At 65.9% G+C, this 14,790-nt stretch carries 15 protein-coding genes and 1 tRNA gene; 8 read left to right on the forward strand and 8 right to left on the reverse strand.

Going from position 1 to position 14,790, the window contains the following annotated elements:
• Positions 1-6: 6 nt before the first annotated feature.
• Positions 7-720, forward strand: a complete 714-nt coding sequence (locus tag NDN16_RS10605) for a transcriptional regulator NanR (protein ID WP_251113592.1) — start codon at positions 7-9, stop codon at positions 718-720.
• Positions 721-728: 8 nt separating this feature from the next.
• On the opposite strand, the gene apnL is transcribed toward NDN16_RS10605, so the two are convergent.
• The 4 genes from apnL to NDN16_RS10625 all read right to left on the reverse strand — a co-directional run bounded on the left by apnL (position 729) and on the right by NDN16_RS10625 (position 5,420).
• Positions 729-2,546 carry a D-apionate lactonase gene (gene apnL / locus NDN16_RS10610; protein WP_251113593.1) on the reverse strand — a complete coding sequence of 606 codons (1,818 nt, stop codon included), beginning with the start codon at positions 2,544-2,546 and terminating at the stop codon, positions 729-731.
• A 2-nt stretch (positions 2,547-2,548) separates the two neighbouring features.
• On the reverse strand, positions 2,549-3,589 hold the full coding sequence (locus NDN16_RS10615; RefSeq protein ID WP_251113594.1) for a Gfo/Idh/MocA family protein: 1,041 nt from the start codon (positions 3,587-3,589) through the stop codon (positions 2,549-2,551).
• Positions 3,590-3,654: 65 nt separating this feature from the next.
• Complete coding sequence (locus NDN16_RS10620) at positions 3,655-4,482, reverse strand: phosphogluconate dehydrogenase C-terminal domain-containing protein (protein ID WP_251113595.1); 828 nt, start codon at positions 4,480-4,482, stop codon at positions 3,655-3,657.
• Between the two features lie 302 nt (positions 4,483-4,784).
• Complete coding sequence (locus tag NDN16_RS10625; RefSeq protein ID WP_251113596.1) at positions 4,785-5,420, reverse strand: TetR/AcrR family transcriptional regulator; 636 nt, start codon at positions 5,418-5,420, stop codon at positions 4,785-4,787.
• Between the two features lie 179 nt (positions 5,421-5,599).
• Between NDN16_RS10625 and NDN16_RS10630 the strand changes: the two genes are divergently transcribed.
• Genes NDN16_RS10630 through NDN16_RS10640 form a run of 3 tightly spaced genes read left to right on the forward strand, consistent with a single transcriptional unit; the run spans position 5,600 to position 8,781 of the window.
• Positions 5,600-6,685, forward strand: a complete 1,086-nt coding sequence (locus NDN16_RS10630; RefSeq protein ID WP_251113597.1) for a catalase family protein — start codon at positions 5,600-5,602, stop codon at positions 6,683-6,685.
• Positions 6,686-6,712: 27 nt separating this feature from the next.
• A complete protein-coding gene (locus NDN16_RS10635; RefSeq protein WP_251113598.1) occupies positions 6,713-7,408 on the forward strand; it encodes a hypothetical protein in 696 nt (231 codons plus the stop codon).
• Positions 7,408-8,781, forward strand: a complete 1,374-nt coding sequence (locus NDN16_RS10640) for a Dyp-type peroxidase (protein WP_251113599.1) — start codon at positions 7,408-7,410, stop codon at positions 8,779-8,781. The genes NDN16_RS10635 and NDN16_RS10640 overlap by 1 nt, the downstream gene beginning before the upstream one ends.
• 179 nt (positions 8,782-8,960) lie before the next feature.
• Here NDN16_RS10640 and NDN16_RS10645 read toward each other — a convergent pair.
• Positions 8,961-9,037, reverse strand: a tRNA-Arg gene (locus tag NDN16_RS10645).
• 96 nt (positions 9,038-9,133) lie between these two features.
• Positions 9,134-10,579 carry a sensor histidine kinase gene (locus tag NDN16_RS10650; RefSeq protein ID WP_251113600.1) on the reverse strand — a complete coding sequence of 482 codons (1,446 nt, stop codon included), beginning with the start codon at positions 10,577-10,579 and terminating at the stop codon, positions 9,134-9,136.
• A 265-nt stretch (positions 10,580-10,844) separates the two neighbouring features.
• On the opposite strand from NDN16_RS10650, the gene rpmH reads away from it, so the two are divergent.
• The 4 genes from rpmH to yihA are packed head-to-tail and all read left to right on the forward strand — an operon-like array spanning position 10,845 to position 13,836.
• Positions 10,845-10,979 (forward strand): 50S ribosomal protein L34, encoded by a 135-nt coding sequence (gene rpmH / locus NDN16_RS10655; RefSeq protein WP_039195429.1) that lies wholly within the window; start codon positions 10,845-10,847, stop codon positions 10,977-10,979.
• 34 nt (positions 10,980-11,013) lie between these two features.
• Entirely contained in the window at positions 11,014-11,385 is a 372-nt protein-coding gene (gene rnpA, locus NDN16_RS10660) for a ribonuclease P protein component (protein ID WP_251113601.1), read from the forward strand.
• Positions 11,386-11,388: 3 nt separating this feature from the next.
• Complete coding sequence (gene yidC / locus NDN16_RS10665; RefSeq protein WP_251113699.1) at positions 11,389-13,191, forward strand: membrane protein insertase YidC; 1,803 nt, start codon at positions 11,389-11,391, stop codon at positions 13,189-13,191.
• 6 nt (positions 13,192-13,197) lie between these two features.
• A complete protein-coding gene (gene yihA / locus NDN16_RS10670; RefSeq protein ID WP_251113602.1) occupies positions 13,198-13,836 on the forward strand; it encodes a ribosome biogenesis GTP-binding protein YihA/YsxC in 639 nt (212 codons plus the stop codon).
• A 13-nt stretch (positions 13,837-13,849) separates the two neighbouring features.
• On the opposite strand, the gene NDN16_RS10675 is transcribed toward yihA, so the two are convergent.
• Positions 13,850-14,302 (reverse strand): low molecular weight phosphatase family protein, encoded by a 453-nt coding sequence (locus NDN16_RS10675; protein WP_251113603.1) that lies wholly within the window; start codon positions 14,300-14,302, stop codon positions 13,850-13,852.
• Positions 14,303-14,306: 4 nt separating this feature from the next.
• Positions 14,307-14,786, reverse strand: coding sequence for a UPF0262 family protein (locus tag NDN16_RS10680; RefSeq protein ID WP_251113604.1), 480 nt, complete (start codon positions 14,784-14,786; stop codon positions 14,307-14,309).
• Between the last annotated feature and the right edge of the window lie 4 nt (positions 14,787-14,790).

The following is a 14,790-nucleotide window of genomic DNA, read 5'->3' on the forward strand; positions in this document are numbered from 1 at the left end:
GCATCCATGGACACGACACCGGAGCCGATCGTTCGCCGTAAATTGTCGGACGAGGTCTTCGACCGTCTCAAGGGCATGATCGTTACCGGCGAGCTCGCACCCGGCGATGCCATGCCCGCCGAGCGAGACCTGATGGCGCGCTTCGGCGTCGGCCGCCCCGCCATACGAGAGGCGATGCAGGCCCTGGCCGGCATGGGACTGATCGCGATCAGCCATGGCGAGCGTGCGCGGGTGCTGGCCATGACGCCGCAATCGGTCGTGCGGCAGGTGGACCGCGCGGCCGAGATCATGCTGTCGACCTCGCCGGCCGCATTGGACCATCTGAAGGAGGCGCGCATCCTGTTCGAGCGAGGCGTGGTGCGGCAGGCCGCCGAACGTACCGGGGACGCGGACATCGCCGCTCTTGGCTCCCTGCTCGACGCGCAGCGCGCCGTATTGGGCCGGCCCGACGCCTTCATCGCGGCCGACATGCAGTTCCATACGCGCATTGCCGCCATCTGCGGCAACCCGATCCTTGAGGCGGTATCGCATTCCATGCTGGGCTGGCTCAAGCAGTACCACACGGAGCTTCTGATCTGGTCCGGCCGCGAGAATGTGACGCTGGTCGAGCACCAGGAACTTCTGGATGCGTTGGCCGCGCGCGACCCGGCTGCGGCGGAGGCGGCGCTGGTGCGCCACCTCGAGCGCTCGCGCGAGTTGTACGTTCACCAGGCGGGCTGACGACGGCTTCATGCGCGCACCCGGCCCAGAAGCGCGTAGGGTGCAAGAACCGCCGTTTCGCCGGCGATATCCACCTGCTGGTCGCTGGCGGTCAGATTGGCGAGCCACAGGACCGTCGAACCATCGGCGGCAAGCGCGGCGAAGCCGTCGACCCGCCCGGGCGCGTCGCTGTGCAGCACGAGGCGTGGTCGGCCGGCGAGTTGGGCCAGGGTCCGGAGCGCCGCGAAGGCGGGCGTCTTGCCGCCATCCGGCCGGACCACGCCGCGGGGTCCGCACAAGGAGCTTGCCGTCCAGCATTGCAACTCCGTGCCGGCAAGCCGTGCGGCATAGCCCACCAGCCAGGCTGCTCCGAAGGCGCCGCGGCCGCGCGGATCGTCATGGGCCATCGCAATGCGCCTGCCATAGGGGTTCGGCATCGTGCGCGAGCCATACGGATTCTGCCGCATGCCGATGGTCGTGGGGCCGATGCGGTATGCCGCCGTGCCTATGAAGCTGCGTGTCGACCGCGTGATGTAGGGAATAGCCTCCAGCGTCTGCATGACGCTCCTGTCATCGGCCGCATGTACGATCGGGCAGGTGGCGTGCGTGACGAAGTCGAGCAGCGCGGCCGGCACGCGCTTGCGGTTCAACTCCGTGAAATAGCTGAACATGCCGCCGCCCAGCGCGACGCCGGGGAAGGCCCGGCGCGCCTCGGCATAGATGTCTTCCAGCGGCGGGCAGGGCGGCCATGCGCTGCCCGGTGGGGTCGATCGGCGGTCGACATCGGCCAGCGCCGCGACCGCATGGGGTGCGAGGCCGGAGTGCAGGACGGCCGCAGCGGCGTCGTCGAAAATGCCGGCAAGCGGCCCGGATGTCGGAACGACGAACTCCAGCACGCGCTCCGCCAGCGGAGCGGCGTCCGCCAGGATGCGGAGCCGCTCCAACTCCGCCACGCCATGGCCGATGCCGGGATCGAACGTCAGGAGCAGGCATTGCGGGTTCAGATCCGCCAGCGCATCGCGCGCGGCATCCATATCGACGATCTCGTCGGGCGAAACAGCCACGCCGATCGGCGGCATGTCCGCCGGAAGGCGCTCGCCGACATCGATCGACACGATCTCCGGTCGCCTTTTCGGTACCGCGCCGATGGACGGCTGGATCGTCAGCGTCACGCTCTGGCGCATGGAGCGGCCCGCCTGCAGCCGATAGGGCCAGGGCAGCGAAAGCGGCCTGACATAGGTCTTGTACGAGGCGTCGGACCAGGCGCGCTGGTCTTCCATCTCGAACGCGTCCCCCTCCATCCGGCAGGTGGCCCCGAGGCCGGGGACGGGAGAATGCTCGAGCGCCCTTATGTCGCGGAATGGCTGCCAGGGCTCGATCAGGTCGGGAAAGCGGGCGTCTTCGGTCGAGCCGTCCGTATGTGTGACGCGCACCGGCGCCCCGGCTACGCCTTCGATCGGATGCAGGACGCAGAAGCCCGTGCGGTTGGTCTCGAACGCGCCGTCCGGCGTGGCCTCCACGGAAAAAGTCAGCGTACCGTCCGCCGCACCCTCGATGCGGGCGGACATATGCAGCGCCACCCCTTCAGAAGAGGTACATCGGGCCGCAAAGCGGATGGAAAATCCGGTCTGCGCCTCGTCGACCGCGAGCTTTGTCACGGTGAGGTCATGGGTACCCCAGTCCCGGTCGCGTACGACGTAGTCGATAGCGCGCAGCACTTCATGCCCGTCGTAGCGTATGTCGCGAAGGCCGCCGGACACGAACTCGGCCGACAGCCCGCCGGCCGTGAGCCTGCGGCCTAAGACCGGCGGTTCGAGCGTGCCGTACAGTGCCATGTCGCCGCGCATCGTCACAGCCTGTCCGGGTCGATGCTGCGGCGCTGGGCGGCGCTGAGATAGGCTGCCTCGACAAGCGCGAGCGTCTTCAAATTGTCGGCCCCGGATGTTTCCGGCTCGATGTCGTCGCGCAGGCAGCGCACCCAGTGCCGCTGGATCGCAAGAACGCTTTCCTGGATGTTGTGCCACGGCCGCTCGGCCCATGGCAGCAGCGTCGGCGATACGTCCTCGCTCCGGCTGCCCTCAGGCGTGGTGACCGTCAGGCGATAGCCGGCGTCCAGGCGGATCGTGCCTTCGGCGCCGTCGATCTCGATCAGCGTCTCCGGAAAATTGTCCTTGGCCAGCCGCGTGGCATAGGAGCAGTCGACGATGCTGGTGACGCCGCTCGCATGGTCCAGCATGATCGTGGCCACGTCCTCGCCCCGGATCGCCGGGTTCACGCGGGCGATGCGGGCCGTGACGCCCGAAACGTCGCCGAACAGGTAGCGCGCGACGTCCAGCGCGTGGATGCCGAGATCCTCGATGATGAATCGTTCGCCCGTGGCAAGGTAGGGTTGCGCCGCGTAGACATCGAAGGCCGAGCGGAAAGAAACGCGCCCGAAGAAGGGCGCCCCGATGGCGCCGGATCGCAGAGCGGAAGCCGTGGCTCGAATGGCCGATTGCCAGCGGAAATTCTCGTGCACCATCAGCGGGGTGCCAGCTTTCCGCGTGGCGGCGACCATGGCGCGCGCATCGTCCAGCCGGGGGGCGAAGGGCTTCTGGCAGATGGCCGGGATGCGGTGGGACGCGGCGAGTTCCACTAAAGCGCGGTGGCTGGGCGGTGTCGTCGCGATATCGACGAAATCGAGCGCCTTGTCATTCATCATCGCCGCGGCGTCGTCATAGACGTCCGACACGGCGAAGCGTTCGGCCATGGCCCTGGCGCGGCCGGCATCGCGGTCGCACACGGCGACGATGTCGACATCCGCGATGTCGGCCCAGCCATGCATCTGGTTGACTGCGAAGAAGCCGCAGCCGATCAGCGCGCCTTGCAACCTGTCTCCGGCATGTCCCATTCTTGCGTCCTCCGCGCCAGAAATGCCCTGCCGGCGGGCCGGCAGGGCCTTGAGTGAAGCCGATATCAGGTGATGCGGCGGATGGAGGCGGCGAGTTCCTCGGGTTCGAAGACGCGCTTCCAGTCGTCGCGCATCAGCATCGGCTTGCCGAACTCGATGGCCTTGTTGCACGCGTCGGAGAACACGCCCGGCGTTTCCTCGAAGATGACGGAGCCCAGAACGTTCATGTGGCCCAGCAGGAAGTCGCGTGCGGCTTCCTTCGGCACGCCGCGCGCCACCACCTCGTCCATGGCTTCCTTCATTGCCACCAGCAGGCTGGCGCAGACGGTTTCGGACAGGCCGGGCTCCAGCAGGGCCATCTGCTCCACGCTCACGCGGTGCGAGCGCATGACCGGCGCCCAGATCACCTTGGCGACTTCCTCACCCAGCGCATAATGCTCTTCGGGGCCCTGCATCAGGGCGGAGGTGATGTGCTGCTTGGCGGCGATGCCGCCGAAGAAGTCGCGCTTGGCTTCCATGTCCGTCTCGTCGTTGAAGATCGGCGGATGGCATGGATGGGTCACGAAATAGGTCAGGTCCGGCCGGTCGGGCAGGTGGCCGGCGAAGGGGGCCGCGGCATCCAGCACGATGACGATGGTGCCCGGCTTCAGGCTTTTCTCGATCCCGGCGGCCACTTTGCCGATCAGCGTGTCCGGTACGGCCAGCACGACGACCTCGGCGCCGTCCAGCGCGGCGTCCGCAGGCACGCAATCGAAGCCCAGACCTTCCTTGAGGCGCTTTGCGCCGGCTTCGCTGGGTTCGACATGGCGCACGTCGAAGCGGGAGCCTTTCAGGTTGCTGGCAAGCCGGTAGCCCATCTTGCCGCCGGCGCCGAACAGGGCGATCGAAGTCATGCTGAATTCCTTTCCTCTGGCAGCGTCGCGGCGCGTCGGCCGCCAAGCAGATTCGCTGAAGAGGCGAGGGCTGGTCCCGGGCGCGTTTGCGCATTGCGGGCCCTAAGCGAGCTCCTGGCCGATACGGCGCATGACCGCTCGAACCCTGCCTCCCAACAAGGCCTCTATACCACGGCATGTCATCACGCCGTCAACTGGTATAATGAGTATATGTTGTTTGGAGGGCCATGACGCGCCGAAGGGCGCGACGAACAATGGATGAATCGATGGGAAAGACCGCGGATCGACCCACGGCAGGGCTTTCAACCCGATCGCGCCGATCCCGAGGGCGACAAGCCTGATCGCCTGTGCTCTTCGGTCATGGCATCGCCGTTCATATGAGCCAGCGCGGCGAAGACCTGCCCCATCTGGGTCGATATTTCGGCGGGGTCGCGTGCCCGCAGGGTCGAGCCGGACCAGAGAGCAAGCAAAATGCGCGCGACCTGATCGCTCGGCATTTCGGCTTTCAACCCTGCGCGCTGAAGCAGATGTTCGGTGACGCCCGTGAAGGCGTTTTCATAGGCGCGCCTGACAGGTTCGAAACGGCTGCGGAACCGGGCATCCCTCCTGGCGTGGAGATGCAGTTCGATGACGAGGATCGACCGTTCCGGCTGCAGGGACAGGGTGCCGAGGCTGGTCGTCATGGCATCGAGCAACGCGTCCAGCGTCGCGGCCGGAGACGTGGCGATGATCGCTTCGAACGAGCGCACGAGCGCGCCCATATGGTCCTCGACAAGCGTGAACAGGACATCGTCCTTGCTGGCGAAGTAGGAATAGAAGGCACCCTGCGAAAATCCCGCGCCTTCGCAAATTCCACGGATGGACGCAGCCGCAACCCCGCCTTGCACGATCAGCTTCATCGCCGATTCCAGCAGCCGGGCGCGCGACTCGGCTCGCATTTCCGGGCGGGTTCGGCGCCGCGAGCCTGGTTGCCCGGATGTCGATCGATGGGTTGGCACAATCACGAAGATATGACGCCACACGCGGCTTTGCAACGGCGCCCCGGACCGCGACATTGGAACTAATATATCATGCGATATGTTAGTGTGATGGACAACGAAGGGGCATTGCCGACGTTATGGAACGAGCGCCGATCAGATATCACCCCGACCTGGAAGTGCCGCAGCCCGACGAGGCGGCGCTGACGACCGAGATCGTGGAAAGGATGGCGGCCATGCAGGCCGCCAATGCCGAGCGGCATCGTCATGCCCACCGCGATGCCCATGCCAAGAGCCATGCGGTTATCACGGGCCGCATGACCGTGCATGCCGGCCTGTCGCCGGAACTGGCGCAGGGCATTTTCGCCGCCCCGCGCGACTATGAGGTCGTGGCGCGCCTGTCGTCTGCACAGGGCGACATCCACAGCGACGCGGTGCCGGCCCCTCGCGGCTTTGCGATCAAGGTGATCGGCGTGGAGGGAGAGCGGCTGTCGCCTGAATTGGGCGGGGCAAATCAGGACTTCCTGATGGTCAACTTTCCCACGCTCGCCTTCGGGACCATCGCCAAATACAAGACGATGCTGGGCCTTCTGGAGACGAACGCCGGTGCGCCGGAAACGCTCCAGCGTCTGACCGCAGCGGCGGCGCGCGGGGTCAAAGGTGCCGTCGAGGCGCTGGGCGGCACTGCGAACGCAACCGTCGACGGCCTTGCGCGCGACTTTGCCAATATGCTGGGCGAAACGTTCCACAGCCAGGCCGCGATCCGGTTCGGCGATCATGTCGCCAAGCTCTCGCTGGCGCCGCTGGGCGAGGTCGCAGCACTTTCCGGCCAGGCGATCAAGCCCGGCTTTTCGACGATGCGCGATGCGGTCGTGGCTCATTTTGCGCGGCATGGCGCCCGCTATGAACTGCGCGCGCAACTCTGCGTGGATACCCAGGCGATGCCGATCGAGGACGCCGCCATCCTGTGGGATCCTGAAACGTCGCCCCATCGCGCCGTGGCGACCCTTACCTTCGCGCCGCAGGACGCCTATTCGCCGGGCCGCCAGGTGTTCGGCGACGATCATCTCGCCTTCAATCCATGGAACGGCGTGGCGGCCCACCGGCCGCTCGGCGGGATCATGCGCATCCGAAAGGCGGCCTACGAATCCTCCTCCGCGCAGCGCCACCGGCTGAACGCGCTGGAGCGGCGCGAGCCGACTTCGCTCGAAGCCGTACCCGACTGACGAATTTACCAAAAAGGAGATTGTGCGATGAACGATACCAAAGACCCGCGCCTGGACGATGAAACCAGGCTGGCCGAGTTTCGTCGTGTGGCGGCGGAAGTGGCCGCTGACGCCCCCACGCTGGCGCAGATCGCGATCAACGCGCTGATCCGCGACCACAACCCGCTCTATGAAGGCAGTTCCAAATCGGCCGGCCGTGCGGGACGCCAGTCCGGCAACGTATCCGAACTGACTGCGATTGCCGATCTGAAGCCCGGCGGCGCCGATCGCCTGCGCCGCATCTTCAACCTGACGGGCGGGAATTTCGACGGGGCGCAAAAGGTGTCGACGCTGCATGACATGCGCTTCGTCTTTTTCGACGACGATACGCGCATCCTGTTCGCCACCACCTATGACGGCGACTGGGACACCTACATCAACGATTTCGCGACCAAGATTCCGAACCTGATGGACCTTCTGTTCGCCAATATCGAGGGCTGGCCGGGGATCGCTGCCCCCGAGGTCAAGGATTTCATCGCAGGACTTCAGATCGACGCGGCGGGCTGGTTCGTGGCCAATCCGCAGGTGACGGTGGTCGATGTGCGCCGTCTCCAGCGGATGGAGCAGGCGCTGGACAAGTTTCTCGACACCATGTCGGCCAACGCGGACGCCGATCCGGCCACGCGCGAGGCGCTGAAGGCGCTGTCGGACCAGATCGCCCGGCCGCATGGAGTCGATTACTGATGGGTATTCTCCAGCACCTGAAGGACCGCTTCCGCCCCGACCGCGTAACGCTGCAACTGGAGGACATCCAGGCGCTGATCCTGCGCGAGCGTCCCGAACCCTATGTCGGCCTGCATGCCATGCTGCGCGTCGATGACGCCGAGGGAGGCCGCGATCTCCTGGGTCGGCTGGCCCCATATGTTCCGGCCGCAGCCGACTGGACCGAGGATCTGACGGCGTGGACCGGCGTTGCGATCAGCCATTCGGGATTGCAGGCACTCGGCGTGCCCGAGGATAGCCTTGCAAGCTTTCCGTTGGCATTTCGCCAAGGCATGGCCGCCCGCGCCGAACAACTGCGCGACGTCGGCGAGAATGCGCCCGACCAGTGGGAGGAGGCCTATCGCGACGGCCACTGCCATATCGCGTTGACCCTTTATGCGGTGGACGAGGAGCGGCTGGACGAGGCGGTCCGTCAGGCTATGGCGGAACTGGACGCGTCGCAGGGCGTCACGCTGATCGGCACGCACAGCTTCGGCGCCGATGAGGACGCCAAGAACCCGTTCGGCTTTCGCGACTCGATCTCGCAGCCGACGATCGCGGGCGCCGGCGTCGATCCGCAGCCGGGGCAGGAGCGGGCCATCGCGTCGGGAGAGTTCATTCTCGGCGAGGACAGCGAGACGGGATCGCCGCTTTCCATGCCGCAGCCCGAGGCGCTCGGGCGCAACGGATCCTATGTGGTGCTGCGCAAGTACGACAGCCGGGTCGGGGCGTTCAACGATTTCGTCCGCAGCCATGCCGAGGGCGAGGCGGCGCAGGACCTGCTGGCCGCCAAGATGTTCGGCCGCTGGCGTTCGGGGGCGCCGTTGTCGCTGTCGCCCGAAGCCGATGACGCGGCGCTGGGCGCCGACCCCGACCGCCGCAACGCCTTCGACTTTGCGGGCGACAAGGCGGGCATGGTGTGTCCGCATGGCGCGCATGCGCGGCGGATGAACCCGCGCGGAGACCGCCTGACGATCCTGACGGACGAACATATCCATCGCATCATTCGCCGCTCCTCGACCTTCGGCCCGAAATGGTCGCGCGACGTGACGGCGGCCGACGACGGCAAGGTGGATCGCGGCATCTTCTTCATCTTCATCTCGGCGCGTGCCTACGACACGATCGAGTTTCTCCAGCAGGAGTGGATCAACCGCGGCAACTTCATGGATCTGGGCGAAGAGCGCGATCCCGTCGTCGGCTTGCACGAGGAACCGGGGAGCTTCACCATTCCAGCAGAACCGGCGCGGCGCCGCGTGGACGGGGTGACGACCTTCAACCGCCTGCGGGGCGGCGAATACATGTTCATGCCGTCGCTGACCGCCCTGCGCTGGATCGCCGACGGCGCAGGGAGGTGATGAGGACGGTCATTCCCTGATGCGAGAGCATGGTGCAGGGTTTGGGGGCGGCAGGTGCCTTTGCCGCTCCCGATAAATTTCTGACCATGGAAACTGGCGGCAAGCCGTCGGCATGGGGCGTCACCCATGTCTTCGGTGCGGTCTGTTACCCATATTTTCGGGCTGTACATGTACTGATATGGCGCGCCCGAAAGGATTCGAACCTCTGACCCCCAGATTCGTAGTCTGGTGCTCTATCCAGCTGAGCTACGGGCGCATCCGGCGTTGGCAGGGGCTAGGCCCCGCGACCGGTGTGAGCGGTTCCTAACCGCTCCCCTCGGCGAAAGCAAGCGCCCCTGGCCGAAAAAATGCGTCACATCCGCCCGTCGCGCTTGCCGACCACGATTTCGAAGCGCGCTCCCGGCGATTGCCCTTCCACATGATGGATCGAGCCTCCATGCGCCTGCACGATCTCAGCCGCGATGGCGAGGCCGAGCCCGGTGCCGCCCGCCCGGGTCGAACCGCGAAACGCCTTGAAGAGATGTTCCCGCGCCCGGGCGGAGAGGCCGGGGCCGGTGTCCTGGACGCCGATCCGGACCCGGTTGCCGTCCACCTCTGCGGCATCCACCACGACCCGGCGGACCAACGCCTCGTCGGCGTCGTTCTCGAAGGCCTGGATCGCGTTGCGGACGAGATTGGCGATGGCCCGGTGGAAATGATCCGGGTCCACCTCCATCTCGAGATCCGTGGGCACCTCGTTGGCGAACTGAACCCGCTCGTCCAGCCCGGCCATCATGTCGAACACGTCGTCCACCAGAAGCCGCAGGCGAATCACGCGCTTCTGCGGGTTGCTCTCGACCGCGCGGCCATAAGCCAGCACCGACTGCGTATAATGCAGCGCCCGGTCCAGGCTGCGGATCAAGGTCGGCGCAAAGCGCTGCACCTGCGGATCCGGAATGTCCGACAGGCGGTCCGAAACCAGTTGCGCCGAGGCCAGCGTGTTGCGCAGGTCGTGGTTGATCTTGGAGACGGCGAGGCCGAGATCGGCCAGATGCCGCTGCTCGCGCAGCATCCGTTGCAGCGTGCCCTGCATGTCGGCCAGATGCCGCTCGGCGATGCCGATCTCGTCGTCCCGGCTGCTGGCCGCGATGACGCGCGCCGGATTTTCGGGCTCTTCCCGAAACCGCACCATCGATTCGGTCATGCGGCGCATGGGCCGCAACAGGTAGCGGCTGATGGCGAGATACACGAGAAGCCCCGCGAAGCTGGCCAGAAGCAGCGAGATGGTGAAGATGTTGCGCGAATAGACGAGCATCGCCCGGCGCAACGGCTGCTCCATGAGGACGACCTCCGCCGTCATCGTTCCGTCGCCGATGGGGCCGAGGGCGCGGATGGTGCGCTGGCCGCCGAACAGCAGCGTGTCGAAGGCCGCGCGGATCGATGCCGGGACGGATTCGGTCGCAAGGTCGACCTCGCGGTCGACCGGGCCGACTTCCTCGGCCCGCGCCAGCAGCCGCGACATGCCCTGCGACTCGACCGCGATGAGCTGCGCGCCGAGCGAATGAAGAAGCTCCGCCTCGTCCTCGGGCGTCATCAGGCCGAACGGCCCGCCCGAACTGCGGCCGGCCGCAAGGCTGGCGGCCGCGACCGTCTCGACCTTGGTGTACAGCCAGTCGCGGCGAAACTTGGAAACGGACGGCACGAACACCGCGACCTCGGCCAGCATGATCGAGATCATGGTGAACCACAGGATGCGCGTCGAAAGACGGCGCGGCAGCTTGGGCCGGTGGGCGTTCGCCTCTTCCCTGGCGCCCGTCATCCAATATCCTCTCAGAACCTTCCTCGTCCGATTCCGCAACCGATACCGGCAAACGGCCATCGCGCCTTCGTACTTCTTAGGCTTTCGGGCTGCAGAATAGGAAGGCGCAATTGACTTTCGTCCACGAATTTTCCATAAGCGCCGCACCAGAGCGGGTGGCAGCCCGCGTCAGAGTGCTTAAGCATGTCCGACGCCCCGTCCGCCAAAGTCTATATAGAGACCTGTCGAACCAAGGGGTCCGCGGATATCGCCGCGGAATAAGAACATGAAGCGCACCTATCAGCCGAGCAAACTCGTCCGCAAGCGCCGTCACGGCTTCCGCTCGCGCATGGCGACCACCGGTGGCCGCCGCGTCATCGCGTCGCGCCGCGCCAAGGGCCGCAAGCGCCTGTCGGCCTGAGGCAACGGCCGCCGGCGCACGCACTGCCAGGGTGGTGCAGCGACTCAAGAAGCGGTCCGAGTTTCTGGCCGCGCGCAAGGGCCGTCGTCTGAACGGCCCTTTGTTCTTTATCGAAGCTCTGGAACGCCCGGACGATGCCCCGGCCCGGTACGGACTGACGGTCACGCGCAAGGTCGGCAACGCGGTCGAACGCAATCGCATCCGCCGACGCCTTCGTGAAGCGATCCGTGTCCATTCCGGGGCTGACATGGTGCCGGGCTTCGATTATGTGATCGTCGCGCGCCGCGATCTTCTTGCAGCACCCTTCGACCGGATCGGGGCGGAGCTGTCCGCACGGTTTCGAAAAGTGGCGCGGGGCGACGCGGGCGGCCGTTCCGGCCAGAGGGCCCGTCCACCGGGAACGTGAATGATGCAAAACAACCGCAATTTTCTTCTGGCGATGGTGCTGTCCATCGCGGTCCTCGTCGGGTGGCAGTTCTTCGTCATCAGCCCCCGCATGAGCGAGGATGGCGCCGCGACGACCACTGCGGCGGAGGGATCGTTGCAGTCGCCCACCGTTCCCGCCGGCACCCCGCAGGAACAGGCCGTGGCGCCCGCGGGCCGCGAGAGCATTCCGCAGGCCGCCCCGCAGGTCGATACGCTGTCGCGGGAGGCCGCCATCGCCGCCTCGCCCCGTGTCGCGCTGGATACGCCGTCGCTGTCCGGATCGATCAACCTGATCGGCGCCCGTCTCGACGATGTGCGCCTCAAGAATTTCCATGAGACGGTGGACGATTCCTCGCCCACCATCGTCCTCCTGTCGCCCGAGCAGGCAGGCCATGACGCCTACTTCGCCGAGTTCGGCTATACCGGGCAGGATCTCGGCGCCCTGCCGGGCCCGACGACGCGCTGGCAGGCCGAGGACGGCCAGACGCTGACGCCGGGAACGCCGATCCGCCTGACCTACACCAACGAGCGCGGCATCGAATTCGTCCGCGAGATTTCCGTCGATCCGAACGCGATGTTCACCATCGCCGACAGCATCACCAACGCCGGCGACGCCGCGGTTTCGGTGCAGCCCTACGGGCGCGTCGTGCGCCATTCCAAGCCGCAGGTCGCCTCGGCCTGGGTCGTGTTCGAGGGCCTCATCGGCTATCTCGGCGAAAGCGGCCTCAACGAGGTCACCTATTCCAAGATCGAGGAAGAGGGCAGGGTCAGCCCGCCGCAGACCACCAACGGCTGGCTCGGCATCACCGACAAATACTGGGCGACGACGCTGATTCCGGATACCAGCGCGCCCTTCCAGCCCGGTTTCCGCTTCTCGCCCGACAATGGCGGCCGCTACCAGACCGAGTATCTGAGCGACGCCGTCAGCCTGCAGCCCGGCGAAACCCGCGAACTGCTGACCCGGACCTTCGCCGGGCCGAAGGTCGTCAGCCTCGTCGACGGCTACCAGGAAAGCCTCGGCATACCGGAATTCAGCCGCCTGATCGACTGGGGCTGGTTCCGCTTCCTGACCCGCCCGCTCTTCTACGTCATCGACTGGATCTACAACTTCACCGGCAATTTCGGCGTCGCCATCCTGCTGGTGACGGTGCTCTTGAAGCTCATCTTCTTCCCGCTCGCCAACAAGAGCTACAAGTCGATGGCGAAGATGAAGAACGTGCAGCCGCTGATGATGGAGCTGCGCGAGAAATACGCCGACGACCGGATGAAGCAGCAGCAGGAGATGATGCGCATCTACAAGGAAGAGAAGATCAACCCTGCCGCGGGCTGCTGGCCCGTGCTGGTGCAGATCCCCGTCTTCTTCGCGCTCTACAAGGTGCTCTACGTCACCATCGAGATGCGGCACGCGCCCTTCTTCGGCTGGATCCAGGATCTGGCCGCCCCGGATCCGACGAGCATCTTCAACCTGTTCGGCCTCATTCCGCTGACGCTGCCGCACTTCCTGATGATCGGCGTATGGCCGATCCTGATGGGCATCACGATGTTCGTGCAGATGAAGTTGAATCCGACTCCGCCGGACCCGACCCAGCAGATGATCTTCACCTGGATGCCGATCCTGTTCACCTTCATGCTGGCGTCCTTCCCCGCCGGACTGGTGATCTACTGGACGTGGAACAACTTCCTGTCGATCATCCAGCAATCCGTGATCATGAAGCGCAACGGCGCCAAGATCGAGCTGTGGGACAATCTGCGCGGCATGTTCCGACGAAAAGGCTCGGAGGCCTGACGGAACGTGTCGGAAGAGACCAGCCTCATCTTCAAGCGGCCATGGGTGTTCATCCGCGGCGTGCCCGCCATGAAGTTCCTGCCGCCGGAGGGCCCGCCCGAGGTGGCATTTGCCGGCCGTTCGAATGTCGGCAAATCTTCGCTGATCAACGCCTTGCTGGGCCAGAAGGGCTTGGCGCGCACCTCCAATACGCCGGGCCGCACGCAGGAGCTCAACTACTTCGTGCCGGACGGCTATTCCGGCGGCGCGGACGACCTGCCGCCCGTCGCCCTGGTGGACATGCCCGGCTATGGCTATGCCAAGGCGCCGAAAGAGCATGTGGACGCCTGGACGCGCCTTGTCTTCGATTACCTGCGCGGCCGGGCCTCGTTGAAGCGCGTTTTCGTGCTGATCGATTCCCGCCACGGCATCAAGAAGAACGACGCGGACGTGATGGCCCTCCTGGACAAGGCCGCCGTGTCCTACCAGATCGTGCTGACCAAGACCGACAAGATCTCCGCCCTGGCCCTTCCCAAGCTGATGGCCGCGACGCAGGAAGCCATCCGCAAGCGGCCCGCAGCCTACCCTGAAATCCTGTCCACCTCGTCCGAGAAGGGCGTCGGCCTATCCGAGGTGCAAGGCGCCATCGAATCCTTCGTCGACTGAAGGCCCTGGCGCCTCAGGCGGGGGAGGGCAGGCTCCGGGCCCGCAGGTCGCGCACTTTCGCCTCTATCCGGTGGAACACGTCGCGATAGGCATCGAGGATCTGTTCGCGGCTGCCGGTGGTGGCCGACGGGTCGGGCATCGGCCAGAACTCGATCGTCACGGCCTCGCCTCCGGTATGGTCCAGCGCGTAGTGATGCGCTTCGGGCGACATGGTGACGATCATGTCGAAGAACCCGTCCTCCATATCCGCCATGCGACGGGGCGGCGTGCTGACGGGGGGCAGGCCCTCTTCCCGCAGGATCGCGTCCACGAACGGGTCCGGCTGGCCGTCCTTGACCCCTGCCGAGGCGATGTAGATGCTGCCGGGCAGAAGGCTGCGCGCCAGGACTTCGGCCATCGGCGAGCGGATCGCGTTCATGCCGCAGACGAACAGGATGGAGCCGGGGAGGGTGGTGCCCGTCGTCATCGCGTCAGCTCCGCCAATGCAGCACGCAGATGAGGGTGAATAGGCGCCGCGCCGTATCCGTGTCGAGAACGATCTTGCCGGACAGGCGCTCGCGCAGAAGCTCTGAGCCGTCGTTGTGGACGCCCCGACGCCCCATGTCGATGGCCTCGATCTGCGAGGGTGTCGCCGAGCGGATGGCTTCGTAATAGCTGTCGCAGATCAGGAAGTAATCCCGAATGATGCGCTTGAACGGCGTCAGCGACAGGATGTGGGTCGTCAGCTTCCGGCCGTCCGGATCGCGGATATCGAAGACGAGACGTTTCTCCACCAAGGCGAGACGCAGGCGGTAGAGGCCGCCCGGCTCCATGCCCGCCGGCTCGAAACGGTTTTCCTCGATCAGGTCGAAGATGGCGACGGCGCGCTCGTGCTCGACGTCCGGGGTGGCACGGCCGATCGTCTCGTCCAATTCGATGTCGACCAGCCTGCCGTGTTCCCCCCTGTCCATCGCC

The sequence above is a fragment of the Aureimonas altamirensis genome (assembly GCF_023702225.1).
GTDB classification, from domain to species: Bacteria; Pseudomonadota; Alphaproteobacteria; order Rhizobiales; family Rhizobiaceae; genus Aureimonas; species Aureimonas altamirensis_B.

What these genes read in the sequence shown, in the direction of transcription:
- NDN16_RS10630 (WP_251113597.1), top strand. Translation starts at nt 5,600, where the DNA reads ATGGAACGAGCGCCGATCAGATATCACCCCGACCTGGAAGTGCCGCAG.
- rpmH (WP_039195429.1), top strand. Translation starts at nt 10,845, where the DNA reads ATGAAGCGCACCTATCAGCCGAGCAAACTCGTCCGCAAGCGCCGTCAC.
- NDN16_RS10680 (WP_251113604.1), bottom strand. Translation starts at nt 14,786, where the DNA reads ATGGACAGGGGGGAACACGGCAGGCTGGTCGACATCGAATTGGACGAG.
- NDN16_RS10620 (WP_251113595.1), bottom strand. Translation starts at nt 4,482, where the DNA reads ATGACTTCGATCGCCCTGTTCGGCGCCGGCGGCAAGATGGGCTACCGG.
- NDN16_RS10675 (WP_251113603.1), bottom strand. Translation starts at nt 14,302, where the DNA reads ATGACGACGGGCACCACCCTCCCCGGCTCCATCCTGTTCGTCTGCGGC.
- NDN16_RS10635 (WP_251113598.1), top strand. Translation starts at nt 6,713, where the DNA reads ATGAACGATACCAAAGACCCGCGCCTGGACGATGAAACCAGGCTGGCC.
- apnL (WP_251113593.1), bottom strand. Translation starts at nt 2,546, where the DNA reads ATGCGCGGCGACATGGCACTGTACGGCACGCTCGAACCGCCGGTCTTA.
- NDN16_RS10615 (WP_251113594.1), bottom strand. Translation starts at nt 3,589, where the DNA reads ATGGGACATGCCGGAGACAGGTTGCAAGGCGCGCTGATCGGCTGCGGC.
- NDN16_RS10625 (WP_251113596.1), bottom strand. Translation starts at nt 5,420, where the DNA reads ATGCGAGCCGAGTCGCGCGCCCGGCTGCTGGAATCGGCGATGAAGCTG.
- NDN16_RS10605 (WP_251113592.1), top strand. Translation starts at nt 7, where the DNA reads ATGGACACGACACCGGAGCCGATCGTTCGCCGTAAATTGTCGGACGAG.
- NDN16_RS10640 (WP_251113599.1), top strand. Translation starts at nt 7,408, where the DNA reads ATGGGTATTCTCCAGCACCTGAAGGACCGCTTCCGCCCCGACCGCGTA.
- NDN16_RS10650 (WP_251113600.1), bottom strand. Translation starts at nt 10,579, where the DNA reads ATGACGGGCGCCAGGGAAGAGGCGAACGCCCACCGGCCCAAGCTGCCG.
- yidC (WP_251113699.1), top strand. Translation starts at nt 11,389, where the DNA reads ATGCAAAACAACCGCAATTTTCTTCTGGCGATGGTGCTGTCCATCGCG.